At 67.0% G+C, this 22,257-nt stretch carries 22 protein-coding genes; 12 read left to right on the forward strand and 10 right to left on the reverse strand.

Annotated features, from left to right (window positions below):
* The 6 genes from AC1D3B_RS08225 to AC1D3B_RS08250 all read left to right on the forward strand — a co-directional run bounded on the left by AC1D3B_RS08225 (position 1) and on the right by AC1D3B_RS08250 (position 5,984).
* Positions 1–834, forward strand: a complete 834-nt coding sequence (locus tag AC1D3B_RS08225) for a class II aldolase/adducin family protein (protein ID WP_478190168.1) — start codon at positions 1–3, stop codon at positions 832–834.
* 23 nt (positions 835–857) lie between these two features.
* Positions 858–1,859 (forward strand): ABC transporter substrate-binding protein, encoded by a 1,002-nt coding sequence (locus tag AC1D3B_RS08230; RefSeq protein ID WP_478190169.1) that lies wholly within the window; start codon positions 858–860, stop codon positions 1,857–1,859.
* A complete protein-coding gene (locus AC1D3B_RS08235) occupies positions 1,856–2,935 on the forward strand; it encodes an ABC transporter permease (RefSeq protein ID WP_478190170.1) in 1,080 nt (359 codons plus the stop codon). The genes AC1D3B_RS08230 and AC1D3B_RS08235 overlap by 4 nt, the downstream gene beginning before the upstream one ends.
* Positions 2,929–3,729 (forward strand): ABC transporter ATP-binding protein, encoded by an 801-nt coding sequence (locus AC1D3B_RS08240; protein WP_478190171.1) that lies wholly within the window; start codon positions 2,929–2,931, stop codon positions 3,727–3,729. Before AC1D3B_RS08235 ends, AC1D3B_RS08240 begins: the two co-directional genes overlap by 7 nt.
* Before the next feature lie 110 nt (positions 3,730–3,839).
* Positions 3,840–4,991 (forward strand): c-type cytochrome, encoded by a 1,152-nt coding sequence (locus AC1D3B_RS08245; protein WP_478190172.1) that lies wholly within the window; start codon positions 3,840–3,842, stop codon positions 4,989–4,991.
* A 36-nt stretch (positions 4,992–5,027) separates the two neighbouring features.
* Positions 5,028–5,984, forward strand: coding sequence for an ABC transporter substrate-binding protein (locus AC1D3B_RS08250; RefSeq protein WP_478190173.1), 957 nt, complete (start codon positions 5,028–5,030; stop codon positions 5,982–5,984).
* A gap of 104 nt (positions 5,985–6,088) precedes the next feature.
* Here AC1D3B_RS08250 and AC1D3B_RS08255 read toward each other — a convergent pair whose 3' ends face one another.
* Genes AC1D3B_RS08255 through nirB form a run of 4 tightly spaced genes read right to left on the reverse strand, consistent with a single transcriptional unit; the run spans position 6,089 to position 11,611 of the window.
* On the reverse strand, positions 6,089–7,822 hold the full coding sequence (locus AC1D3B_RS08255) for a bifunctional protein-serine/threonine kinase/phosphatase (protein ID WP_478190174.1): 1,734 nt from the start codon (positions 7,820–7,822) through the stop codon (positions 6,089–6,091).
* A 26-nt stretch (positions 7,823–7,848) separates the two neighbouring features.
* A complete protein-coding gene (locus tag AC1D3B_RS08260) occupies positions 7,849–8,661 on the reverse strand; it encodes a formate/nitrite transporter family protein (RefSeq protein ID WP_478190175.1) in 813 nt (270 codons plus the stop codon).
* 60 nt (positions 8,662–8,721) lie between these two features.
* Positions 8,722–9,063, reverse strand: coding sequence for a nitrite reductase small subunit NirD (gene nirD, locus AC1D3B_RS08265; RefSeq protein ID WP_478190176.1), 342 nt, complete (start codon positions 9,061–9,063; stop codon positions 8,722–8,724).
* A gap of 19 nt (positions 9,064–9,082) precedes the next feature.
* Positions 9,083–11,611: a nitrite reductase large subunit NirB gene (gene nirB, locus AC1D3B_RS08270; RefSeq protein ID WP_478190177.1), complete on the reverse strand. Its 2,529-nt coding sequence runs from the start codon at positions 11,609–11,611 to the stop codon at positions 9,083–9,085.
* Between the two features lie 427 nt (positions 11,612–12,038).
* On the opposite strand from nirB, the gene AC1D3B_RS08275 reads away from it, so the two are divergent.
* Entirely contained in the window at positions 12,039–13,244 is a 1,206-nt protein-coding gene (locus AC1D3B_RS08275; protein ID WP_478190178.1) for a patatin-like phospholipase family protein, read from the forward strand.
* Here AC1D3B_RS08275 and AC1D3B_RS08280 read toward each other — a convergent pair.
* Positions 13,219–13,686 carry a GNAT family N-acetyltransferase gene (locus tag AC1D3B_RS08280; RefSeq protein ID WP_478190179.1) on the reverse strand — a complete coding sequence of 156 codons (468 nt, stop codon included), beginning with the start codon at positions 13,684–13,686 and terminating at the stop codon, positions 13,219–13,221. The genes AC1D3B_RS08275 and AC1D3B_RS08280 overlap by 26 nt on opposite strands.
* Before the next feature lie 124 nt (positions 13,687–13,810).
* Between AC1D3B_RS08280 and metG the strand changes: the two genes are divergently transcribed.
* The 3 genes from metG to AC1D3B_RS08295 are packed head-to-tail and all read left to right on the forward strand — an operon-like array spanning position 13,811 to position 17,908.
* Positions 13,811–15,892: a methionine--tRNA ligase gene (metG, locus tag AC1D3B_RS08285; protein WP_478190180.1), complete on the forward strand. Its 2,082-nt coding sequence runs from the start codon at positions 13,811–13,813 to the stop codon at positions 15,890–15,892.
* Between the two features lie 2 nt (positions 15,893–15,894).
* Positions 15,895–16,200, forward strand: coding sequence for a hypothetical protein (locus AC1D3B_RS08290; protein ID WP_478190369.1), 306 nt, complete (start codon positions 15,895–15,897; stop codon positions 16,198–16,200).
* Positions 16,201–16,231: 31 nt separating this feature from the next.
* The gene (locus AC1D3B_RS08295) at positions 16,232–17,908 is read left to right on the forward strand and encodes a SulP family inorganic anion transporter (protein WP_478190181.1); all 1,677 of its coding nucleotides are present in this window, start codon (positions 16,232–16,234) and stop codon (positions 17,906–17,908) included.
* A gap of 4 nt (positions 17,909–17,912) precedes the next feature.
* On the opposite strand, the gene AC1D3B_RS08300 is transcribed toward AC1D3B_RS08295, so the two are convergent.
* Together AC1D3B_RS08300 and AC1D3B_RS08305 are read right to left on the reverse strand one after the other, a co-directional pair.
* Positions 17,913–18,413 (reverse strand): outer membrane protein assembly factor BamE, encoded by a 501-nt coding sequence (locus AC1D3B_RS08300; protein WP_478190182.1) that lies wholly within the window; start codon positions 18,411–18,413, stop codon positions 17,913–17,915.
* Positions 18,414–18,486: 73 nt separating this feature from the next.
* Entirely contained in the window at positions 18,487–19,161 is a 675-nt protein-coding gene (locus AC1D3B_RS08305; RefSeq protein WP_478190183.1) for a hypothetical protein, read from the reverse strand.
* A gap of 104 nt (positions 19,162–19,265) precedes the next feature.
* On the opposite strand from AC1D3B_RS08305, the gene AC1D3B_RS08310 reads away from it, so the two are divergent.
* Both AC1D3B_RS08310 and AC1D3B_RS08315 read left to right on the forward strand, forming a co-directional pair.
* Entirely contained in the window at positions 19,266–19,472 is a 207-nt protein-coding gene (locus tag AC1D3B_RS08310) for a DUF3460 family protein (RefSeq protein WP_478190184.1), read from the forward strand.
* A 128-nt stretch (positions 19,473–19,600) separates the two neighbouring features.
* Positions 19,601–20,398: a segregation and condensation protein A gene (locus AC1D3B_RS08315; protein WP_478190370.1), complete on the forward strand. Its 798-nt coding sequence runs from the start codon at positions 19,601–19,603 to the stop codon at positions 20,396–20,398.
* 19 nt (positions 20,399–20,417) lie between these two features.
* Here the strand turns inward: AC1D3B_RS08315 and AC1D3B_RS08320 are convergent, their stop codons facing one another.
* The 3 genes from AC1D3B_RS08320 to grxC all read right to left on the reverse strand — a co-directional run bounded on the left by AC1D3B_RS08320 (position 20,418) and on the right by grxC (position 22,254).
* The gene (locus AC1D3B_RS08320) at positions 20,418–21,419 is read right to left on the reverse strand and encodes an NAD(P)H-dependent glycerol-3-phosphate dehydrogenase (protein WP_478190185.1); all 1,002 of its coding nucleotides are present in this window, start codon (positions 21,417–21,419) and stop codon (positions 20,418–20,420) included.
* A 21-nt stretch (positions 21,420–21,440) separates the two neighbouring features.
* Positions 21,441–21,902: a protein-export chaperone SecB gene (gene secB / locus AC1D3B_RS08325; RefSeq protein ID WP_435516419.1), complete on the reverse strand. Its 462-nt coding sequence runs from the start codon at positions 21,900–21,902 to the stop codon at positions 21,441–21,443.
* Between the two features lie 91 nt (positions 21,903–21,993).
* The gene (gene grxC / locus AC1D3B_RS08330; protein ID WP_478190186.1) at positions 21,994–22,254 is read right to left on the reverse strand and encodes a glutaredoxin 3; all 261 of its coding nucleotides are present in this window, start codon (positions 22,252–22,254) and stop codon (positions 21,994–21,996) included.
* Between the last annotated feature and the right edge of the window lie 3 nt (positions 22,255–22,257).

A 22,257-nucleotide genomic window follows, 5' to 3' on the forward strand; every position in this document is an offset into this window, starting at 1 on the left:
ATGAGCGCCGTACTCGAACTCGACCGCAGCGGGGACCGCACCCGTGGCAGGCTCGTCCTCAATCCTCGCCCGCAGCAGAAATACTGGTTCGATCCGCCTGCACCGCGCGCCAGCGTGGAGGCCGAGCGCCGCCATCGCCAGGAGCGCCTGGCCGGCGCCTTCCGCCTCTTCGCGCGCTTCGGCTTCGCGCAGGGCCTGGCCGGCCACATCACGGCGCGCGACCCGGAGTTGACGGACCATTTCTGGGTCAACCCGCTGGGCGTGCACTTTTCGCGCATCAAGGTGTCGGACCTGCTGCTCGTCAATTCGAAGGGTGAAACCGTGATCGGCGATCGCCCGCTCAACAAGGCGGCCTTTGCCATCCACGCAGCGATCCACGAATACAACCCGAAGATCATCGCGGCCGCGCACACGCACTCGACTTACGGCAAGGCCTGGTCGACGCTGGGCCGCCCGCTCGACACGCTCACGCAGGACGCCTGCGTGTTCCACGAAGATCACGCGCTCTTCGACGATTTCACCGGCATGGTGGTCGACGAGAGCGAGGGTCTGCGCATCGCCAGGGCGCTCGGTGACCGCAAGGGCGCGATCCTCAAGAACCACGGCATCCTGAGCGCCGGCCCAAGCGTGCAGGCGGCCGCATGGTGGTACATCGCGCTCGACAACGCCTGCCACACGCAACTGCTGGCCGAAGCCGCCGGCAAGCCGCAGCCCATCGACGAGGCGGTCGCGCGCCACACGCACGGCCAGATCGGCGGACCCGAGGGCGCGCTGCACGCCTTCGAGAGCCTCTACGAAGGGCTGGTCGAGGCCGAGCCCGAACTGCTCCAGTGAACCGGCAACCCACTCTCACGATCATGAACAACACATCCTTCTCGCGCCGCAGCGTGCTGCGCGCCGGCGGCGCCGCCGCCGTCATCGCATCCAGCGGCCTGATCGCCACGCGGGCCTGGTCGCAGCAGCGCAAGCTGAATTTCGCGTGGAACGCGTCGGCCTTCTGCCTCTCGCCCGTCGTGGTGGCGCAGGAGCGCGGCATCTTCGAGAAGAACGGGCTGCAGGTCGAACTCATCAACTACACCGGCTCGACCGACCAGTTGCTCGAATCGCTGGCCACGGCCAAGGCCGATGCGGCCGTGGGCATGATCCACCGCTGGCTCAAGCCGCTCGAATCGGGCTTCGACGTCAAGATCGTCGGCAGCTCGCACGGCGGCTGCGTGCGTCTCGTGGGCGTGAAGGAAGCCGGCGTGACCGACCTGCAGAAGCTCAAGGGCAAGACCATCGGCGTGTCCGACATCGCGAGCCCTGGCAAGAACTTCTTCTCGATCCTGCTCAAGAAGAACGGCATCGACGCCGACAAGGACGTGACTTGGCGCCAGTACCCCGCCGACCTGCTCGACATCGCGGTCAACAAGGGCGAGATCCAGGCTATCGCGGACGGCGACCCGACGCTCTACCTGATCGAGAAGCGCAACAAGGGGCGCTACCAGGAACTGGCATCGAACCTTTCGGGCGAATACAAGGACAAGGTCTGCTGCATCGTCGGCGCACGCGGCGAACTGGTGCGCGCGGAGAAGCCGGTGGTGGCCGCGCTCGTGCGTTCCATCGTGCAGGCCTCGGATTTCGTGGCGGAGAACCCGAACGAATCGGCGAAGCTGTTCGCGAAGTATTCGCCGAAGGTGCCGGTCGAGGACCTGCAGGCGCTGCTGGGAACGCTGACCCACGCCCATCACCCGGTCGGCAAGAACCTGCGCGACGAGGTGGAGTTCTATGCGCGCGACTTCCGCTCGGTGGGCGTGCTGAAGCAGAGCACGGATCCGGTGCGGCTCGCGAACCACGTGTCGGTGGACGTGCTGGCATGACGACGGCCGGGAACATCCTGGGCGCGCCGCCGCGCCCCCAGGCGGCGCCGCCGCGCGCGCAGGTTCGCCGCGACGCGGCAGCGGTTGGTATACCGGCCGTGTTGCACGAGGCCGCTCCCACAGGCATCTGGCGAACAGGCATCGCCGCGGCGACGGCGTGGCTCGCGCTCGGCGTGCTGACGGTGTATTGGCCGAACCGCGAAGTCGGGTTCAGCGACTGGAACTTCACGAACGACTTCGGCGTCGGTGCGATCGTCGTCGCGGCGTTGCTGCTCGCGGTGGCGCTGCTCGGCGCCCGTGCGGGCCGCGTCGGCCGCAAGCTGCGACCCGCCGGCCATTGGCTCATCGCGGCACCGCTGTTGCTCGCGCTGTGGGAGGTGCTGACCGCCAAGCTCGGCGTCCTGCCTCCGCCCTTCTTCGCGCCGCCGCAGAGCCTGCTGGACGTCGCCTATGAGGACTGGGCCCGGCTCGGACTCTCGACCGCGCATTCGCTGCGGCTGCTCGCGCATGGCTTCGTGCTCGGTGCGCTGGTCGGCTTCGTGACGGGCGTGTGGATCGGCTGGTCGCGCATCGCAGGCTACTGGGTGCATCCACTGCTGCGATTCCTCGGGCCGGTGCCGGCTTCGGCGCTGCTGCCGCTGGCCTTCTTCTTCGCGCCGTCGAGCTATGCGGCGGCGGTGTTCCTGGTGGGGCTCGCGACCTTCTTCCCGGTCGCGGTGCTGAGTTGGTCGGGCGTGGCCTCGGTCAACAAGAACTACTACGACGTCGCACGCACGCTCGGTGCGCCGGAGTGGTTCCTGGTACTGCGCGTGGCCGTGCCGGCTGCGCTGCCGCAGGTCTTCGTCGGCCTGTTCATGGGGCTGGGCGCATCGTTCTCCGTGCTGGTCACCGCCGAGATGATGGGCGTGAAGGCGGGTCTCGGCTGGTATCTCCAATGGGCCCAGGGCTGGGCGGCCTACGCCAACATGTATGCGGCGCTACTGGTGATGGCGGTGCTGTGCTCCGGACTGATCACGCTGCTCTTCGCTGTGCGGGACCGCGCGCTCTCGTGGCAGAAGGGGACGGTCAAGTGGTAGGCACGACGACAGCGCAAACATCCGCGCCGACGGCGGATGCCGGTGCGCACATCGACATCCGCAACGTCAGCCACTGGTTCAAGCTGCCGAGCGGGGTGCTGCAGGTCCTCGACGGCATCGACCTCGATGTGCAGCCCGGCGAGTTCGTCGCCTTGCTGGGGCCGAGCGGCTGCGGCAAGTCGACGCTGTTGCGGCTGGTGGCCGGACTGGAACCCGCGACCGCCGGGACCATCACGCAGGACGGCGAACCGATCACGCGGCCCGACCCTTCACGCATCGTCGTATTCCAGGATCCGACGCTCTATCCGTGGCGCAGCGTCTGGGACAACGTCGCGCTGGGTTTGCAGGCGCGCGGCCTGCTGAAGACGCAGCGCTCGCGCGTCGACGACGCGCTCAGGCTCGTCGGCCTCAGCGAGTTCGCGAAGAGCTTTCCGCATCAACTTTCGGGCGGCATGGCGCAGCGCGTCGCCCTCGCCCGCGCGCTGGTCAACGACCCGCGCCTGCTGGTGCTCGACGAGCCGCTGGGCAAGCTCGATTCGCTCACGCGCCTGACGATGCAGAGCGAACTGGTAAGCCTGTGGCAACGCGCCGGCTTCTCGGCGCTGCTGGTGACGCACGACGTCGAGGAGGCGCTGTTCCTGGCCAACCGCGTGATCGTGCTGAGCGACCGGCCGGCGCGCATTGCCGCGGAACTGGTGGTCGACCTTCCGTATCCGCGGCATCGAGGTCATGCGCGGCTCGCAGAGCTTCGACATGAAGCGCTTCGCCACCTCGGCCTTGACGCGACGTGGTGAGTGTTGCTCGCCCCCAGGCTGCGCGCACTTCGTGTCGCTTCGCCTACCCCCTGCCGGGGGCGGGCCGGCCGCTTCGGGCGGCCGGGCGCGGCGGCCCCTGCGGGTGAGGCATGGATGCACAGTGGCTGAATCCGTTGATCGGGCTGCTTCAGAGTGCGCAACTGGGCCTGTTGCAGCTGCTGACGTGGCTGGGTCTGGCGGGGACCAGCCACGGTCAGGCCGCTTGGCCGTGGGCGCTGCGATTGTCAGGCGAGAACCTGCTGATCGACCTGGGGCAGGCTCGGCGGCTGGCGTGGACCTTGATCTTGCTCGCGCTCGCGGTGCTCTCGTTGCTGGTCGCGTTGGTCTGGCGGCGGAGGCGCTGGCTCTTCGCTTCGGCGGTGCCGCTCCTGCTCTTCGTGGCGCCGTGGCCCGACGCCGAGGTGGTGCTGGTGCCGGCCTATCCCACGAGTTTTCATCGCTCGCCCACAGGCTTCAGCGCCGAGTCCATCGTGCGAGGACACACGCTTTACGCGCAGCATTGCATCGGATGCCATGGCGACGATGGCCGGGGACAAGGTCCACTCGCTGCGGCGCAGCCGGTGTGGCCGCCGAATCTCACCGGCCCCTTGCTGTGGCGGCGTGCCGATGGCGACGTGCTGTGGCGCGTGCTCCACGGCACGAAGGACCGGCACGGCGCTTCGACCATGCCGGCCTTCGATGGGCTGGCCGACGGCGACGCCTGGGCGTTGATCGATTTCATGAAGGCCCAGGGCGCCGGCCAGAGCCTGCGGGCGACCGGCGTCTGGAGCCAACCCATCGGCTTGCCCGATGTCATCGTTCGGTGCGAGGGACGCGCGCCCCGCGCGCTCTCGGGCTGGCGGGGACAGCGCCTGCGCATCGTCGCGGCGGGTGCGACGACCGCCGGGTTGCTCGAAGACCCGCGCATGGTCACCGTGCAGCTCCAGCCTCCTGGCGGCGCGGAACCGCGAAGCACCGCGGACTGCGTCGTCGATTCCCCCGCAGCCTGGGATGCATTCGCACTGATCGCCGGCACCGAAGCACTGGGTGGCACACAACTGCTGGCGGATCGCGACGGCTGGCTGCGCGCACGCGGTTCGCCGGGCGACGCCGGCTGGTCGGAAGACGACCTGCTGTGTCGCAACGCCAGCGGCTCCGGAAGCGCGCAGGACGGCCCGCTGCCCACCGACGGTCTCGGCGCACTCATCGCTCGCATGGATGCCGAGCCGGTTCGCTTCCTCAAAGGTGGCTTCATCCACTGACCGCCTTCGCATTTCATCGCTTCAAGGAGTTTTCGCATGACACACGCATCCCGCCGCCAGTTCATCACTCATTCGTTCGCAAGCGCCGCAGCGCTCGCGCTTCCGACGACCATCCTGCATGCGCAATCGCGGCCCGTGCTCAAGGCCGGCGACCAGAAGGGCGGCCTGCGTGCGCTGCTCGAAGCGGCGGGCGGGCTCGAAGGCCTGTCCTATGACATCCAATGGTCGGAGTTCCCAGCCGCTGCGCCGTTGGCCGAGGCGCTCAACGCCGGCGCCGTCGACTCGGGCCCGATCGGCGATGCACCGCTGATCTTCGCGCTCGCAGCCGGAACACGCGTGAAGGCGATAGGCGCGAACCGTTCGGATTCCTATGGCACGGCCGTACTCGTCCGCCCGGATTCGCCACTGAAGACCGCAGCCGATCTCAAGGGCAAGAGCATTGCGACCAACCGCGGATCGATCGGCCACTACGTCACGCTGAAAGCCATCACCACCGCAGGCCTGAAGCCGGAGGACGTCAACATCCGATTCCTCGCGCCCGCCGATGCCAAGCTCGCGCTGACGCAGGGCTCGGTCGATGCGTGGGCAACCTGGGAGCCCTACACCGCGCTGGCCGAGACGAGCCATCATGCGCGGGTGCTGGTGAGCGGGCGCGACCTGCTGCCCGGCCTGAGCTACCTCGCGGCCACCGACGCCGCGATCGCCGCGAAGCGATCTGTGCTGCAGGATTTCCTGCAACGAGTGGTGAAGGCGCAGGCCTGGTCGTATCGCAACGTCGATGCCTTCTCCGCCACGCTGGCGCGGATCATCGGCATCCCGCCCGAGGCCGCGAAGCTGCAGTTCGAGCGGCGGCAGCAGAAGTGGGTTCCCATCGACGGGCAAGTGATCGCCGATCAGCAGCGCACGGCCGACTTCTATCACCAGGTGGGGCTGATCAAGCAGCCGCTGGATGTGCGACCGACCTTCGACATCGGCTTCGCGACCAGCGCCTGAGGGTCCTTTGCGGCCCCCGTTCGCGCCCACGCTTCCGCGCGACGTGGTGGAGAAGGCGCTCGCAGCGGATGCGCCGGCGCAGATCGGTGGCTGATCAAGGCGGCTCATTGCATGACGCGCAACCCCAGCAGGACAACCAGGACAGCGGCCAGCAGGACCGTGGTGCATTGCCAGAAGAGCACGGGGTGCCGCTCGATCAACGCCGGCTGGCGCGGCCGCAGGAACTCCGGACCCGGCGCCTTGAGATCGTGCGCGAACTCGGACGCCGCCTGCTGCCGCCTCGCGGGATCCGGATGCAGCGCCTTCTGGAGCACCGCGTCGACCCACGCGGGCAGTTCGGGCCGGAAGTGCCGGACCGGCACGTAGCGCAGCCGTTTCGCCTCGGCGGTCGAGCGGACCCGCGACGCTTGCAAGCCGTACGGCAACTGACTCGTGAGCATCTGGTAGGTGATGACGGCCAGCGAGAAGAGGTCGGAGCGAGTGCTGCCGCCATGACCGACGAAGTACTCCGGCGCGGTGTACTGCAAGGTGCCTTCGATGGCGAGCGCGCGTTTGTCGCGAGCGCTGTCGGCCAGGCCCGCGACGTGGGTCGACGCCAGGTCGATGATCCTGACGGTGCCCGTGCGATCGATCATGACGTTCTCGGGGCGAAGATCCTGGTGCAGCATCTCCTTGCCGTGCAATGCCTGAAGCCCGCGGGCCAGTTGCTCGACGATGCCGCGCACGATGTCCAGCATGGGTGCGGGGTGATCGATCATCCACTGCGCGAGCGTCTGGCCGTCGACGTACTCCATCGCGACATACAGGTGCTGGCGCGCCCTGTCGATCGGGCTGGCCTTGAGGACGTGGATGTTGTCGACGCGACGCGCCACCCACTCCTCGAGAACAAAGCGATCCAGGTAGTCCGCGTCGTCCCGCAGGTCGACCGAGGGAAGCTTCAGCACCACCTGCCGCCCCGTCGCTTCGTCCACGGCGAGATGCACATGGCTGCGAGAACTCACATGAAGTTCACGAACGAGGCTGAAGCCCTCGAAGCTGTCCCGCGGCGCGAGCGCGGGCGCGATCGCCAGGCCCTTGCGCTGCTGCAGCAGCTGTGCCGCGTCGGGCGCGGGGAGTTCGTCGATGCGAAGGAGCTGGACGGTACTGTCGTCGTTGCCGCCCTTCGCGCGTGCCGTGGCAGTGAGCCACTGGGCCGCCTTGTCCAGGTCGTCCCCGCACTCGGCCAGCGCCTGGTGCACCGCCACGGCGTCAAGGTGCGCATAGGCGCCGTCGGTCGCCAAGAGGTAGACCTCGCCGACTTCCGCTTCCCAGCAACGGTAGTCGATCTCCACGTTGGCACTCGCCCCCAGTGCGCGCCCCAGGTACGACTCCACCGACGACAGGTGAACGCGATGGTCTTCGGTGAGCTGCTCCAGCGCGTTGGGGTGCAGCCGATGGATCCGGGCGTCGCCGACGTGCAGCAGATGCAAGTCCCGGCCTTTGAGGATCAGCGCGCTGAAGGTGCACACATAGCCGCTGTCCTTGTCGAAGCGCGCATCGCTTCGCATCGTTTGCGCGTGCAGCCACGAGTTCGTGGCATTCAGCACCCGCTGGGCCGAACGGCGCACCGACCACGCGTCGGAGGTCGCGTAGTAGTCATCCAGAAAGCCGCGCACCGCCGCGGCGCTCGCCACCTGGCTGACGCGGCTGGAGCCGATGCCGTCGGCGAGAGCGACGGCGATGCCCTTGGAGATCCGCAGCGACCCTTCCGGCAGCATGGCGCCGTGGAAATCCTGGTTGACCGAATGGGGCCTGGCCAGCGAGTGCTGGCCGAGCGTCACGCGCAATGCATTGCTCATTCAGGCATTGAGGCGCGCGCGACGGATCAGCTCACGACGCGCTTCGGCGCCGTCTTGTAGTGCGTCGAGTACAGGGTCGCGCCGACGAAGGTCAGGCCACCCACCAGGTTGCCAAGCACCGTCGGGAGTTCGTTCCAGATGAAGTAGTCCATGAGCGTGAACTTGCCGCCGAGCATCAGGCCGGTGGGGAACAGGAACATGTTGACGATCGAGTGTTCGAAGCCCATGTAGAAGAAGACCATGACGGGCATCCACATGCCGATGGCCTTGCCCGACACGGTGGTGGACATCATCGCCGCGACGACGCCGGTGGACACCATCCAGTTGCACATCACGCCGCGGATGAACAGGGTGAGCATGCCGGCGGCGCCGTGGGCGGCATAGCCGACCGTGCGGCCTTCGCCGATGGCGCCCAGCTTCTGGCCGACGAGACTGGGGCCTTCGGAGAAGCCGAAGGTGAAGATGATCGCCATGAACACCGACACCGTCAGCGCGCCGGCGAAGTTGCCGACGAACACCAGCCCCCAGTTGCGCAGGCAGCCGCGCCAGGTGGCGCCGGGGCGCTTGTCGAGCACCGCCAGCGGCACCAGCGTGAAGACGCCGGTCAGCAGGTCGAAGCCCATCAGGTACAGCATGATGAATCCCACCGGGAAGAGCATCGCACCCACCAGCGGGTTGCCCGTGTTCACGCTCACCGTGACGGCGAAGGCCGCCGCGAGCGCCAGGATGGCGCCCGCCATGTACGAGCGGATGAGCGTGTCGCGGGTGGACATCAGGAGCTTGGATTCGCCGGCGTCGACCATCTTGGTGACGAACTCGGCAGGTGCTAGATAGGCCATCTTGGTTCCTTGGAAAAGCGGGAGAAGACTGAAACTGTCGAAGTGGTTGAGGCGAAGGGACTACGCGAGCGCAACGAGCACGCGCCCCTCGTGGACGCGCACGGCATGGGCTCGCACCGAGTGTTCCGGTGCTTCGAGGCATTCGCCGTTGCGCAGGTCGAAGTGGTTCTTGTAGAGCGGCGAGGCCACGACGATTCGGTCCCCCAGGCTGCCGACCAGTCCGCGCGAAAGCACGCTGGCCTTCGCCTTGGGATCGACGTTGTCGATGGCATAGAGGTCCTGTTGCTGTCCGACCCGGAAGATCGCGACGTGCACACCCTCCACGAGGGCGCACACACCGGTGTCGGGCAGGATGTCGCTGGCGGCGCACACGGCGGTCCAGTGAAGCGATTCGGTGGTCATGTGGAATGTCCTCTGGCGTTCAAACGGTGGCAACGTCGTCCTTGGCTTCGCGTTCCTCGATCCGGGCGGGCCGGTTCTGGCCGCGCTCCTTCACGAAGACGATGTGCTCGTCCGGCTTCTCGCTGTTGACGAAGGAGCGGAAGCGCTCGCGCGTGGCCGGGTCGTTCACCGCGGTCTTCCACTCGCACTGGTAGGTGTCGACCACGCGCTGCATCTGCGCCTCCAGTTCGGCGGCCAGTCCGAGGGTGTCCTGGATGAGCACGTCCTTCAGGTAGTCCAGGCCGCCCTGCAGGCTCTCGCGCCACGTGCTGGTGCGCTGCAAGCGGTCCGCCGTGCGCACATAGAACATCAGGAAGCGGTCGATGAGGCGGATGAGCTCGGCCTTGCCGAGGTCCGTGGCGATCAGCTCGGCGTGGCGCGGCTTCATGCCGCCGTTGCCGCACACGTAGAGGTTCCAGCCCTTGTCGGTGGCGATGATGCCGACATCCTTGCCCTGGGCCTCGGCGCATTCGCGGGTGCAGCCCGAGACGCCGAACTTGATCTTGTGCGGCGCGCGCAAGCCCTTGTAGCGGTTCTCCAGTTCGACCGCCAGGCCCACGCTGTCGTCGACGCCGTAGCGGCACCAGGTCGATCCGACGCAGCTCTTCACCGTGCGCAGCGACTTGCCGTACGCATGGCCCGATTCGAAACCGGCGGCGATGAGTTCCTCCCAGATAGGCGGCAGTTGCTCGACGCGGGCGCCGAAGAGGTCCACGCGCTGGCCGCCGGTGATCTTGGTGTAGAGGCCGTATTTCTTCGCCACCTGGCCCACCGCGATCAGCCCCTCGGGCGTGACCTCGCCGCCGGGCATGCGCGGCACGACCGAGTAGCTGCCGTCCTTCTGGAGGTTGCCGAGGAAATAATCGTTGCTGTCCTGCAGCGCAGCCAGGTCCTTCTTGAGGACGAATTCGTTCCAGCACGACGCGAAGATGCTGGCAGCGGCCGGCTTGCAGATGTCGCAGCCCAGTCCCTTGCCATGCCGGGCCAGGAGGTCACCGAAACTGCGGATCTCGCCGACGCGAATCAGGTGGTACAGCTCCTGGCGGGAGTAAGCGAAGTGCTCGCAAATGTGATTGTTGACCGCCAGCCCGCGCCTGGCCATCTCGGCCTTCATCACCTGGCCCACGAGTGGAACGCAGCCCCCGCAGGTCGCACCGGCCTTGGTGCAGGCCTTCAACCCGGCGACGGTGCAGGCGCCCTGCCCGACCGCCTCGCATATCTGTCCCTTGGTCACGCTGTTGCATGAACAGATCTGGGCACTGTCGGGCAGCGCGTCCACGCCGAGCCCGGGCCTGGCCTTGCCGTCGCTCGAAGGCAGGATCAGGAACTCCGGCTCGGCGGGCAGCGCGATGCCGTTGAGCGCCATCTGCAGCAGGGTCCCGTATTCGGCCGCGTCGCCCACCAGCACCGCGCCGAGCAACTGCCTGCCGTCTTCGCTGACGACGATCTTCTTGTAGATCTGCTTGTGCTCGTTGACGTACTGGTAGGAACGCGACTTCGGTGTCTTGCCGTGCGCGTCGCCGATGCTCGCGACGTCCACGCCCATGAGCTTGAGCTTGGTGCTCATGTCGGCGCCCGCGAAGGCCGCGTCGTCCTGCCCGGCGATGTGCTTCGCGGCCACGCGCGCCATGTCGTAGCCCGGCGCGACGAGGCCGAAGATCTGCTCGTTCCACGACGCGCACTCACCGATCGCATAGACGTTGCGATCGCTCGTGCGGCAGTGGCTGTCCACCGCCACGCCGCCGCGCGGACCGACCGCCAGCACGCACTGGCGGGCCAGTTCGTCGCGCGGGCGGATGCCGGCGGAGAACACGATCATGTCGGTCTCGAGCCAGGTGCCGTCCGCGAAGACCATGCGGTGGCGGGCCGTCGCCCCATCGGTGATATCCACCGTGTTGCGACCGGTGTGCACGTGCACGCCCAGCGCCTCGATGCCGCTGCGCAGCGCGTGACCGCCACCCTCGTCGACCTGCACCGCCATCAGCCTCGGCGCGAACTCCACGACGTGGGTTTCCAGGCCCATGTCGCGCAGGGCCTTGGCGCACTCCAATCCCAGCAGGCCGCCGCCCACGACGACGCCGGTGCGGGAGCGCGCGCCGCAGGCCTTCATGGCTTCCAGGTCCTCGATGGTGCGGTAGACGAAGCAGTTCGGCCGATCGCGGCCCGGCACCGGCGGCACGAAGGGCGCGGAGCCCGTGGCCAGCACGAGCTTGTCGTAGGGCACCACTTCGCCATCGACAGTGGTGACGGTCTTGTTGCGCCGTTCGATGGCCACGGCCCTCGCCGCAAGCCGCAACGTGATGCCGGTGCGCTCGAAGAAGCCCGGCTCGACGAGCGAGAGGTCTTCGGCTGTCTTGCCGGCGAAGAATTCGGACAGGTGAACCCGGTCGTAGGCCGGACGAGGCTCCTCGCAGAGCACCGTGACCTCTGCGTTCGCGAGGCCGAGTTCGTCGAGCTGCTCCAGGAATTTGTGGCCCACCATGCCGTGGCCAATCACTGCAATCTTCATGTCGGATCCTGCACACAACCGCCCTCGTGACGGGTGCAGACCGCAAGGAGGCTGTCAGACAGCCAGTTGCAGAGGACCCCCGCGTGGAACGGATGCGAATCGGGTTGGAACAGGCGAACCGCTTGCGTCCCCGCGCACAGTTCGCTCGAATCCCGCCGTCATTAGCGGAGGCACCGTAAATCCGCGGCAACGGTGCCGACGGAACAGTGGAGGATCCTGAGCAACATCCGTGCCAAACGAAATCCACGGGATGGGCCAGGACTCGCACCGAAGCACGCGGCAAGGCGCGTGCGGGGCCCGAGGCGATGCGCCGTTGTGGCGCATGGCCTCGCCGGTTTGGTGCGGCGAGCTACTTGCCGGACGTCCCGGTCCAGCGTAAGGTCAGTCGCGAAATCCATGGGACCCTTCTCTTGATCGAAGTAGCGCAGTGACTCACACCGGCCTGGTACTGACCGGTGGCGGAGCACGCGCCGCCTACCAGGTCGGCGTGCTGGAGGCGCTGGCGGCCATCCGGCGAGATGCGGGTGCCGCCGGGCAGTCGAGCCTCTTCCCCATCATCACCGGCACGTCGGCCGGCGCGATCAACGCCGCGGCGTTGGCCTGCGGTGCCGACGACTTCGACGGCACGGTGCAGAAGATTGCGCGGGTCTGGGCGGGACTTGTGCCGGCGCAGGTCTACAAGGCGGACGCGCTGACCGCACTGCACAGCGATGCGCCCTGGGCACGCCTGCTTTCCGCGGGCTGGCTGATCGCGCAATGGCGACGCAGCGGCCTGCGTGCCCTGCTCGACAACACGCCGCTTCGAAAGCTGCTGGAGCAACTGGTGCCGCTGGACCGGCTCGCCGGCCTGATGGGGCGGGGCCACCTCGATGCGCTGGCGGTCACGGCGTCGAGCTACAGCTCGGGCGAGCACGTCACCTTCTACCAGGCGGGCCCGCAACAGCAGCCCTGGATCCGGTCCCGCCGCATCGCCGTGCCTGTCGACATCGCGCACGAACATTTGCTGGCCTCGTCCGCGATCCCGTTCGTCTTCCCGGCGGCGGAAGTCGAGATCCATGGACGTGCCGAATACTTCGGCGACGGCTCGATGCGCCAGTCGGCGCCGCTGGCCGCGGCCATCCACCTGGGCGCGGAGCGCATCCTGGCCATCGGCGCGGGTCGCATGCAGGAGCCCGCCGATGCACTGCCGCCCAACGCGCTGAGCGGCTACCCGACGCTGGCCCAGATCGCCGGTCATGCGCTGTCGAGCATCTTCCTGGACGCGCTCACAGCGGATGTGGAGCGACTGCGCCGCATCAACGGGACCTTGTCGCTGATCCCGCACGAAGCGCGCGATCGAACCGTGCTGCGGCCGGTGGAACTGCTGCTGATCGCGCCGTCGCAACGCATCGACGTCATTGCCGCGCGACATGCGCAATCGCTGCCCCGAGCCGTGCGCAGCCTGCTGGGAGCGCACGCCGTCCCGGCGACGACGGCCGACATCCAGGGTTCGGCGCTGGCAAGCTACCTGCTGTTCGACTCGGCCTTCACGCAGGAATTGATGGCACTGGGGCGGGCGGACGCGCTGGCGCAGCGTGAAGCGGTTTGCGGCTTCTTTGGGTGGACGGTCAAGACTCCGGCCCCAGGCGCTTGACCATCCTGACCGCATCCTCGACGTCTTCGTAGTAGCCCGGGCTCGTGCCCGCTTCGGCGAAGCCGTGGCGAAGGTAGAAGGACTTGGCCTCCGCGTTGCCCGCCCTCGCCTCCAGGCGGATGGTGCGGATGCCGGCGACGGCCGCAGTGGCTTCGAGCCAGGCCAGCAGCGCCGAGCCCAGGCCGCTGCGGCGCTGGGATGCACGCACCGCGAACAGCGAAATGTGCGCGTCGTCGTCACCGTACTGCATGATCGCGAAGCCGAGAAGGACGCCGTCGCGCCGGGCCACGGCCACGTTGGTGGCCTCGTCGCGGACGCTTCGCCGCACGCGCCGCTCGGTCCATCGCCATGAAAGACCGCGCTCGATCGCATCGCGCGACAGCGCCGCGATCTCCTGTGCGTCCGCCGCCTGGGCAAGGGTGATTTCGTACTGTGTGATCACGGGCGATCCTGGAGTCGACGCGGAGACTATAGCCTCCCACCTAAAATGCTCCTCCCGCCGGTGGCAGCGCCGGCCGCAGTCCCCTCCAGCAGTTTCTTCCTTTCCCCCGAAAGCGCCCTTCGCGATGTCCCAGCGCAAACTCTTCGTCACCACCGCCCTGCCCTACGCCAACGGCAAGTTCCACGTCGGCCACATCATGGAATACATCCAGGCCGACATCTGGGTGCGCTTCCAGCGCATGCAGGGGCACATGGTGCACTTCGTGGGTGCGGATGACGCGCATGGCGCGCCGATCATGATCGCGGCCGAGAAGGCCGGGAAGACGCCGCAGGAATTCGTCGGCGAGATCGCCGCGGGCCGCAAGGAGTACCTCGACGGCTTCCACATCCGCTTCGACAACTGGCACTCGACCGACAGCACCGAGAACACCGAACTCGCGCAGGGCATCTACAAGAAGCTCAAGGCCGGCGGCATGATCGCCACGCGCACGATCGAGCAGTTCTACGACCCGGTCAAGGGCATGTTCCTGCCTGATCGCTATATCAAGGGCGAATGCCCGGTGTGCCACGCCAAGGACCAGTACGGCGATGCCTGCGAGGTGTGCAGCAGCGTCTATTCGCCGACGGAACTCATCAATCCCTATTCGACGCTCACGGGCGCAACGCCCGAATTGCGCAGTTCGGAGCACTTCTTCTTCAAGCTTTCCGACCCGAAGGTGGTCGACTTCCTCAAGAGATGGACGCAGGACGGCAAGCTACAGGCCGAGATGGCCAAGAAGGCGAGCGAGTGGTTCGAAGCCGGCATGGCCGACTGGGACATCTCGCGCGAGGCGCCCTACTTCGGCATCGAAATCCCCGATGCGCCGGGCAAGTACTTCTACGTGTGGCTCGATGCGCCCGTGGGCTATCTCGCCAGCCTGAAGAACCACTTCGACAAGGGTCAGGCCGCGCAGCACTGGCACGAGCCTTCGCGCACCTCGCAGAGCTTCGATGAATTCGTGGCCGACCCGGCGGTGGAGCAGGTGCACTTCATCGGCAAGGACATCGTCTACTTCCACACGCTGTTCTGGCCCGCGATGCTCCAGTTCAGCGAGCGCAAGACGCCGAGCCAGGTCAATGTGCATGGGTTCATCACGGTCTCGGGCGAGAAGATGAGCAAGAGCCGCGGCACCGGCATCGACCCGCTCAAGTACCTCTCGATCGGCATGAACCCCGAATGGCTGCGCTACTACATTGCGGCCAAGCTCAACGCCAAGGTGGAGGACGTCGATTTCACGGCCGAGGACTTCATGGCTCGCGTGAACGCCGACCTGATCGGCAAGTACATCAACATCGCGAGCCGCGCGGCCGGCTTCGTCGCCAAGCGCTTCGGCGGCAAGCTGGGCGCCGTGTCTGCCGACGGCGCGGCCCTGCTGACCGCACTGCAAGGCGCGTCCGCGTCGATGCAGGCGCTCTACGACGGGCGGGACTACGCGCGGGCGCTGCGCGAGATCATGCTGCTGGCCGACAAGGTCAACGAGTATGTCGACCAGAACAAGCCCTGGGAACTGGCGAAGAAGGAAGGCATGGAGGCGCGCCTGCACGACGTGTGCACGACCTGCATCGAGGCCTTCCGGCTGCTGACCATCTATCTCAAGCCGGTGCTGCCGGCGCTGGCGGCACAGGTCGAAGCCTTCCTGGGCAGCGCACCGCTGCTGTTCGCCGATGCGGGCCGGCTGCTGGGCGCAGGCCATGTGATCAACGACTACAAGCACCTGATGCAGCGCGTCGACGACAAGCAGCTCGACCAGCTCTTCGAGCCGCCAGAGCCCGTGGCCGAAACTGCTACTGCCGCGACCGAACTGCCCGGCGGCGAAGGCATCGCGCCGACCATCACGATCGACGACTTCGCGAAGATCGACCTGCGCCTCGCGAAGATCGTAGCCTGCCAGAAGGTCGAAGGCTCGACCAAGCTGCTGCACCTGACGCTCGATGCCGGCGAGGGCAAGACGCGCAATGTGTTCTCGGGCATCGCCTCGGCCTACCAGCCGGAGCAACTCGTCGGGAAGCTGACGGTGCTGGTCGCCAATCTCGCCCCGCGCAAGATGAAGTTCGGCATCTCCGAAGGGATGGTGCTGGCTGCGAGCCACGCGGACGAGAAGGCCAATCCAGGCATCTACGTGCTCGAACCCTCGCCGGGCGCGACACCCGGCATGCGAGTCCGGTGAACATGCTTACCCCCACGCTTGCCCACTTCGTGTGGCCGCCCACCCCCTTGCAGGGGGCAACACCTGCGGCCCGGCGAAGCCGGTTCCGCGGTGTTTCCCGAATCCGCTTGCTGACGGCGTTGGCTTGCACGGTTGCGCTGAGCGGCTGTGCGGTGGCGGGGGCGGCGGTCAGCGTGACCAGCACTGCGGTGAGTATCGGCGCGGGCGCGGTCGGGCTTGCAGCCGACGCGGCGATCGGCACGGCCCGCATCACGGGCAAGGCGGTGGGCGCGGCGGCCGATGCGGTGCTTCCCGGCGATTCCGACTGAACATCGACAGGGCGCGTCCACAATAGCGCGCATGACCTCTCCCCTGGCGAACTTCCGTCCCCGACTGATCGACGCGCTGGCGGGCTACAACCGGGAACGCTTCTTCAAGGATCTTGGCGCAGGCGCCACGGTGGGCATCGTGGCACTGCCGCTGGCCATGGCCTTCGCGATCGCCTCGGGGCTCAAGCCCGAGGCCGGCATCTGGACCGCGATCATCGCGGGCTTCCTGATCTCGGCGCTCGGCGGATCGGCGGTGCAGATCGGCGGGCCGGCCGGTGCATTCATCGTCATCGTCTACGGCATCGTCGAACGCTACGGCGTGGCAAACCTGCTGATCGCGACCACCTGCGCCGGTGTGCTGCTGTTCCTCATGGGGCTGTTCCGGCTGGGAACGCTGGTGCGCTACGTGCCGCTGTCGATCGTCGTCGGCTTCACCAACGGCATCGCAGTGCTGATCCTGATCTCGCAGATCAAGGACTGGCTGGGGCTTTCGATCGCCAAGATGCCGGCCGACATGTTCTCGCAGATGCACACGCTGGCGACGCATCTCGGCACGTTCAACGCCTATGCCTTCGGGCTCGGTCTTGTCTGCCTGATCGGCCTGTTCGCGTGGCCCCACCTGCTTCACGACAAGACGCGCTTCGGACAGGCCGTGCACCTGGTCCTGGGGCGCATGGTCGAAACGCGCGCCGCGCGGGCGGGGTCGCGCATGCCGGGGCCCATCGTCGCGCTGGTCACCCTCACGCTGATCTCCTGGGGATTCAGCCTGCCGGTCGAGACCATCGGCACGCGCTTCGGCGGGATCCCCGGGAGCGTACCTGCTTTTGCGCTGCCCGACTTCTCGTGGGAAATCGTCAAGCAATTGGTGACGCCGACACTCACCATCGCGATGCTCGGCGCGATCGAATCGCTCTTGTGCGCGCGCGTGGCCGATCAGGTCAGCGGACTGCCGCGCCACGATCCGAACCAGGAGCTGATGGCGCAGGGCATCGCCAACGCAGTCGTTCCTTTCTTCGGCGGCATGCCGGCCACCGGCACGATCGCCCGGACCGTCACCAATCTGCGCGCCGGCGCGACTTCGCCCATCGCGGGCATCGTGCACGCGTTCACGCTGACGGTGGTCGTGCTCGTTGCCGCGCCGCTCGCGCACCATGTGCCGCTCGCGGTGCTGGCCGGCATCCTCGTGTATGTGGCCTGGAACATGGGCGAATGGCGCGAATTCTCTCCGTCCATGCTGAGGCGCTTCAGTCGCCACTACCGCTTGCTGATGTTGGGCACCTTCCTGCTCACGGTAGTGTTCGATCTCACGGTGGCGGTGCAGGCCGGCATCGTGCTGGCCTGCGCGCTCTTCGTGCGCCGCATGAGTACATTGTTCAGTGTCGAGATGGTGTCGCTGGAGCCGCCGGTGCTGACCTTCAGGCTCTACGGCGCGTTGTTCTTCGGTGCGGCGGCCAAGCTGGACCCGGCGGTGCAGGCGGTCGAACACGCGCCGCGCGGCATGACAGTGGTGCTGGATGCGATGCACCTGATCTCGCTGGACGCGACCGGGCTCGACGCGCTGCGGCAAGTGCACAAGGCCGTGTTGTCGCGCGATGGCGTGTTGCGCATCGAATCGCTGCAGCCCCAACCGCTGGAGGTGATCATGCGATCGGGATTCGCGGACGAGCTTGCGTCGCGGGCGCCGGACCCGGCCGGGCACGGCGTCTGAGCTCCTAGTTCGCCTCGGTGCTGCGGTCCGGCGATGATCCTGCGCTTACCACGCGCTGATCGTCATCGAGGGTGGCGGTGAACACCATGGGCGAGTTCGGCGGCTGGACCCAGCGCCATTCCCATTCTGTCTGGTTCTTCAACGGGTAGGGCGTGCGCTTCGCGGGCTTGCCCAACAGCTTGCGCAAGTCCTCCATGGGCATGCCGGGGCGCACCTTGTCGAAGTTCGCGGGAGTGAGGACCTGGCGCAAGGCGCTCATCCTGCCGTCCGAGCCGATGGTGATCATGTAGTTCTTCTGGCCCTGGGGCTGGCGGTTGTATTCGAGCACCCGTCCCTGGGGCGAATCCCAGATGTTCTCGGGCTGGCCGAAACGTGCGCGCACGTCGGCCTCGGTGGATACGCCTTCCTCCAACTCGCTGATGTTTTTCGTGTCGCAGCCGGCCAGCCAGAAGACGCAGCTCAGGAGCGCAGTTGCCAGGCGCCAACGGGTTTTCGATCGCGCCATGTGCGCCTCCACTGTCAATTGGTGGCGCCGAGTCTAAGGCCGCCTTCCAGCGGCCTGTTTCCGGATATCGTCTTCAGTTCTGCGCGAAGCAGTAGAGCAGTCCCGCGCCACCCGTCGACTTGAGTGCATCCATGCTGCAGCCCCGCGTGGCATGCGAGGAGTTCCACGACATCGACGCCGGAGGGGCGTTCGTGCCCATGCGATTGTGATGTCCGACGATCGCCGAGCCGTCGCCGCTGGAGGTCCAGTTGCCGCAGGTCGTGTCTTTGCCGGGATCGATGACGGCCCGGCCATCGGGCGATGATCCGGTCATGATGTCGTGTTGGTTGACGGGGTCGCCGCTTGCAGGGACGACGTCGCCTTTCTCCGTCAGCCCGGTCTGCTTGTTGATTTTGTTGTCGCCGTGCAGTTGCTCGACGTTGCTCGCAATCAACTCGCCCTTGACGTTGTACCAAGGTCCGGTGCCGACGCGGTCGCGGGCATTGACCGCCGGCGCTCCTCCTGCCGGGGTGGTGCTGAGGTAGGCGCGCCAGGAGCGCCCACCAGCGCCCACAGCCGTGGCCAGACTCTGGCAGTAGCGGTCGGCGCCCGCCAGCCCGCCGAAATCGGCGCCCTTGCCGGGATTCACGCTGGTGATGAAGAAGCTCATCTTGCTTTGCGGCGTGGCGGTGCCGCTGCCGGCACAAGCAGCCACCAGCAATGCCGTGGCAGCAGACGCGGCAAGGACCATCGTGAGTCGGCGTTTCATCGACATTGCTCCTGGTTGAAATGGTGTCGCCACGCTAACGCATGCCGAAGACCGGTTCAAGGCGGATTCCACCCGGTAAAATCCCGCCAAAGGTCCTTACTGCCATGTCCATCTTCGCCCGTCCGCACTACACGTCCGAAATCACCGACTTCATCGAGCAGATGAAGGAGAAGAAGCCGACGCTGGAGGCCGAGCAGCGCGCCGGCCGCGCGCTGCTGTGGGACAAGCACCTCGATCGCAACCTGCTCACCGAGTACAGCGAAGCCAAGGTGCCGCAGCAGCCCTACGTCTACCAGACCCTCGTGAAGTAAAAGTGACCATTCGCGCCGTGCCGGGCTCCGGCGCCCGCCGGCAGGGCGATGGCGCCGCGTCGAACGAGAACATCGGTTCCGCTTCGGACGAAGTCATCGCCGACGACGGCGCTGCTGTGGTTGTCGCCATGCCCGAAGTGATCGACCAGGTCGCTCTCGCCCGGCTCTACGGCGAGCCGCTCTTCGCGCTCCCGCACGACCTCTATATCCCGCCCGAGGCGCTCCAGGTGTTCCTGGAAGCATTCGAAGGCCCGCTGGACCTGCTGCTCTACCTGATCCGCAAGCAGAACTTCAACATCCTCGACATCCCGATGGCAGGGCTGACGCGGCAATACCTCAGTTACGTCGACGAGATTCGCCAGACCAATCTCGAACTGGCGGCCGAGTACCTCCTCATGGCCGCGATGCTGATCGAGATCAAGTCGCGCATGCTGTTGCCGCCCAAGAAGACCGCCGAGGGCGAGGAAGCCGAGGATCCACGCGCGGAGCTGGTCCGCCGCCTGCTGGAATACGAACAGACCAAGCTGCAGGCCGCGTCGCTCAGCGCCATGCCGCAGGCAGGGCGCGACTTCTGGAAGGCGCAGGTCTACATCGAGCAATCGCTCAAGCCGCGCTTCCCCGACGTGAACGTGGTCGACCTGCGCGAAGCCTGGGCCGACATCATGAAGCGCGCCAAGCTGGTGCAGCACCACAAGATCTCGCGTGAGGAACTCAGCGTGCGCGAGCACATGAGTATCGTGCTGCGCCACCTGCAGGGGCGCCAGTTCGTGGAGTTCGAGAAGCTCTTCGACGTGACGCGCGGCACCCCGGTGCTGATCGTCACATTCATCGCGATGCTCGAGCTCGCGAAAGAGACGCTGATCGACATCACGCAGGCCGAGGCCTTCGCGCCGATCTACGTGCGCCTAGCCTACGCGCCGGCCTGAACCTCACCGACGGGCCGGCTCAGGCCGATTCGACGCCGGGTTCGCGCCCCATCAGCTCCGCAACGGCCTCCGCAGGCCGCACGCGGCCATCGAGCAGTGCGACGACGCTGGACGCAATGGGCATCTCGACGCCCAGGTGCCGCGCACGTTGCACCACGGTGCGGGCGCAATAGACGCCCTCGGCCACGTGGCCGAGTGAGTTCACTGCCTCCTCCAGCGTGAGGCCCTGGGCCAGCAGCAAGCCGACCTTTCGATTGCGGGACAGATCGCCAGTGGCCGTGAGGACGAGATCGCCCAGGCCGGATAGCCCCATGAAGGTTTCGGGCCGCGCGCCGAGGGCAGCGCCAAAGCGCGTCATCTCGGCCAAGCCACGGGTGATGAGCGCAGCGCGCGCATTGAGGCCCAGCGCCAGCCCGTCGGCGAGGCCGGTCGCGATGGCCAGCACGTTCTTGACGGCACCGCCGATCTCGACGCCGACGATGTCCTCGTTGGCGTAGACGCGCAATGCCGGTCCGTGGAAGGCGCTGACGAGCGCGTCGCGCACCGAGGCGTGCGGACTGGCGGCAACCAGCGCCGTCGGCCTTCCCCTTGCCACTTCGAGAGCAAAGCTGGGGCCACTCAGCACGCCGGCATGCAGCCCGGGCGCCACTCGCGCCTGGATTTCGTGAGCGAGCAAGCCTTCCTCGCCGGAACCCGCGATCGCCGGCTCGACGCCCTTGGAAAGCCAGGCCACGGGGCAGGCGATGTCGCGAAGCTTGCCGAGTTGCTCGCGCAGCGCCGCCATCGGCGTGGCGACGATCACGAGATCGGCTTCCGCCAGGGCGACAAGAGGATCGCCGGACAGCAACGTCAGCGAGTGAGGCAACGAGACACCGGCCAGATAGCGTGCGTTTTCATGCGCGTCCGACATTGCCTGGATCTGAGCCGCATCGCGACCCCACAGGGTGACCGTGTGACGGCCAGCCGCATTCACCGCGAGCGCCGTGCCCCAGGCACCGGCGCCGAGCACGCAGATTTTCATCGGCGTTGCGCGGTCGCAGGTTTACTGAGTGATGATCGGCGAGGTCTGCGCCGCGGCTTGCGCCTGCTGCTGCTCGAACATCGCCTGGAAGTTGATTTCAGCCAGGTGCACCGGCGGGAAGCCACCGCGCTGGATCACGTCGGCCACGTTGCCGCGCAGGTACGGGTAGACGATCTGCGGGCAGGCGATGCCGAGGATCGGGCCCATCTGCTCTTCGGGCAGGTTGCGGATCTCGAAGATGCCGGCCTGCTTGGCCTCGACCAGGAAAACCGTGCGGTCCTGGATCTTCGTCTGCACGGTGGCCGACACGGTGATCTCGAAGATGCCGTCCGTCACGGGCTGTGCGTCGACACCGAGCTGAATGTCGACGGTGGGCTGTTCCTGCTCGAGCAGGATGGCCGGCGAATTGGGTTGTTCGAGCGACAGGTCCTTCAGATAGACGCGCTGGATCTGGAAGACGGGATCTTGTGCTTGGTCGGCCATGGCTGAACTTTCGAGTGTCAAAACAACGCCCGCCCGGGGATATCCCAGAGCGGGCTTCTGGAGGTAGCCGGCGATTATCGCCCGGCGAAGTTCAGGCGGCCTGCAACAGCGGCATCAGGCCGCCGCGCCCGTCGAGGGCGATCAGGTCATCGCAGCCGCCGACGTGCGTTTCGCCGATGAATATCTGCGGCACCGTGCGGCGCTGGGTGACGTCCATCATCGTGGCGCGTGCGTGCGGGTCGCTGTCGATGCGGATCTCTTCGATCTGCTCGACGCCCTTGGACTTGAGGATTTGCTTCGCGCGAATGCAGTAGGGGCAAACGGCGGTCGTGTACATCTTGACAGCTTGCATCGG

Source organism: Variovorax sp. P5_A3 (assembly GCF_056400665.1).

Bases quoted from the DNA above. Each gene is read 5' to 3' on its own strand.
- nirB (WP_478190177.1), bottom strand. From the start codon at position 11,611: ATGAAGATTGCAGTGATTGGCCACGGCATGGTGGGCCACAAATTCCTG.
- AC1D3B_RS08250 (WP_478190173.1), top strand. From the start codon at position 5,028: ATGACACACGCATCCCGCCGCCAGTTCATCACTCATTCGTTCGCAAGC.
- AC1D3B_RS08255 (WP_478190174.1), bottom strand. From the start codon at position 7,822: ATGAGCAATGCATTGCGCGTGACGCTCGGCCAGCACTCGCTGGCCAGG.
- AC1D3B_RS08300 (WP_478190182.1), bottom strand. From the start codon at position 18,413: ATGGCGCGATCGAAAACCCGTTGGCGCCTGGCAACTGCGCTCCTGAGC.
- grxC (WP_478190186.1), bottom strand. From the start codon at position 22,254: ATGCAAGCTGTCAAGATGTACACGACCGCCGTTTGCCCCTACTGCATT.
- nirD (WP_478190176.1), bottom strand. From the start codon at position 9,063: ATGACCACCGAATCGCTTCACTGGACCGCCGTGTGCGCCGCCAGCGAC.
- AC1D3B_RS08295 (WP_478190181.1), top strand. From the start codon at position 16,232: ATGACCTCTCCCCTGGCGAACTTCCGTCCCCGACTGATCGACGCGCTG.
- AC1D3B_RS08305 (WP_478190183.1), bottom strand. From the start codon at position 19,161: ATGAAACGCCGACTCACGATGGTCCTTGCCGCGTCTGCTGCCACGGCA.
- metG (WP_478190180.1), top strand. From the start codon at position 13,811: ATGTCCCAGCGCAAACTCTTCGTCACCACCGCCCTGCCCTACGCCAAC.
- secB (WP_435516419.1), bottom strand. From the start codon at position 21,902: ATGGCCGACCAAGCACAAGATCCCGTCTTCCAGATCCAGCGCGTCTAT.
- AC1D3B_RS08290 (WP_478190369.1), top strand. From the start codon at position 15,895: ATGCTTACCCCCACGCTTGCCCACTTCGTGTGGCCGCCCACCCCCTTG.
- AC1D3B_RS08260 (WP_478190175.1), bottom strand. From the start codon at position 8,661: ATGGCCTATCTAGCACCTGCCGAGTTCGTCACCAAGATGGTCGACGCC.
- AC1D3B_RS08315 (WP_478190370.1), top strand. From the start codon at position 19,601: ATGCCCGAAGTGATCGACCAGGTCGCTCTCGCCCGGCTCTACGGCGAG.
- AC1D3B_RS08310 (WP_478190184.1), top strand. From the start codon at position 19,266: ATGTCCATCTTCGCCCGTCCGCACTACACGTCCGAAATCACCGACTTC.
- AC1D3B_RS08225 (WP_478190168.1), top strand. From the start codon at position 1: ATGAGCGCCGTACTCGAACTCGACCGCAGCGGGGACCGCACCCGTGGC.
- AC1D3B_RS08230 (WP_478190169.1), top strand. From the start codon at position 858: ATGAACAACACATCCTTCTCGCGCCGCAGCGTGCTGCGCGCCGGCGGC.
- AC1D3B_RS08235 (WP_478190170.1), top strand. From the start codon at position 1,856: ATGACGACGGCCGGGAACATCCTGGGCGCGCCGCCGCGCCCCCAGGCG.
- AC1D3B_RS08245 (WP_478190172.1), top strand. From the start codon at position 3,840: ATGGATGCACAGTGGCTGAATCCGTTGATCGGGCTGCTTCAGAGTGCG.
- AC1D3B_RS08320 (WP_478190185.1), bottom strand. From the start codon at position 21,419: ATGAAAATCTGCGTGCTCGGCGCCGGTGCCTGGGGCACGGCGCTCGCG.